This window comes from Winogradskyella marina (genome assembly GCF_015645385.1).
In the GTDB taxonomy this organism is placed as follows: Bacteria; Bacteroidota; Bacteroidia; order Flavobacteriales; family Flavobacteriaceae; genus Winogradskyella; species Winogradskyella marina.
This window is the reverse complement of the sequence record NZ_JADOET010000044.1, coordinates 1-1,163: the sequence shown is the minus strand read 5'-3', so window position 1 is coordinate 1,163 and position 1,163 is coordinate 1. Positions and strand designations below refer to the sequence as shown.

The window sequence follows — 1,163 nt, the reverse complement described above, 5'->3', positions numbered from 1 at the left end:
CTTTCATAATAGCTTGCTGTAACTCCAGGCTCTCCATTTAGGATAAGTAGTTCATTTTCTGTTAAATCAAAGACTTCTACTCCATCTCCTGTATTTACATCATCACACAACTCTATATTTGGTAATTGGTCACTTGGTGTTGGTGTTGGGTTTGGCAATACACGTATGGTTAATGTTGTAAAGTCTACACAGCCTGTATCGGTATCGGTAACCACTGCAAATAAGGTTTGTGGATTTGCTCCTGATCCATTAATTGAGGTATTAACATACGCTGTTGGATCTGGTATTACATTGGTCTGAGATTGTGCTTCGGCATTGGTCTCATAATATGCTACAGACCAACTTGCATTGCCTCCTGTGATTTCATTATCTTTTACTGTTAAATCAAAGCTTGTGATTTCATCTCCTGGTGTTTCTCCTAAATCATCACATACACTTAATTGGGTCGGCTGTACGGCTACTGGTGGTAAATTGACTTCTATTTCAAACTCCCCTGTGTCGTCACAACCTGTTGTTGGATTGTACAAACGCACATAGATCATTTGTGGGTTTGCTGTGTTAGTGTAACTGCTTACATTAGTAATTGGGTTATTTCCTGTTGCGGCATCTGCTGCATTCACATGGTAAGTGAGTTGTACGTCTAATGGGTCTTGACCGTTTAGAATCTCCGCATCTTTAGTGGTGAGATCAAATTGGGTGATGCCATTGTCGTCAGTATCACATAATGTGTAAGGTTCTATAGTTGTTGGCACTTCTGGTGATGGTAACACAACAAGTTCCATCGTATTTGATGTTAAACTATAACAACCTGTTAAGGTATTCTCTGAACGCACATAAATCATTTGATTGTTAGCCACAATATTGGTGTATAACCCTACAATTGGATTATCTCCTGTTTCGGCATCGGTTTGGGTCTCGTGGTAGCTAATCTCCACGTTTGGCTCTCCGTTAATAACTTCTATGGTACGTTGTTCTAAATCGAATTCTGCAAAGCCATCGTTATCATCGTCACAGACTTCTATAGCAGTTGGATTAGCTTCTGGTGATGGTATTGGGTCTACTCGTAAAGTAACTGTTACTGTATTGTAGCAGCCTGTAACATCATTTTCTGCTCTTACAAATATGGTCTGAGCATTGCTTAGATTGACATATGGACTAAAAAT

General features: G+C 39.5%; 1 pseudogene. It reads right to left on the bottom strand.

Going from position 1 to position 1,163, the window contains the following annotated elements:
* Positions 1 to 1,163: pseudogene (locus ITJ86_RS17145) on the bottom strand (hypothetical protein); the annotation flags it as partial.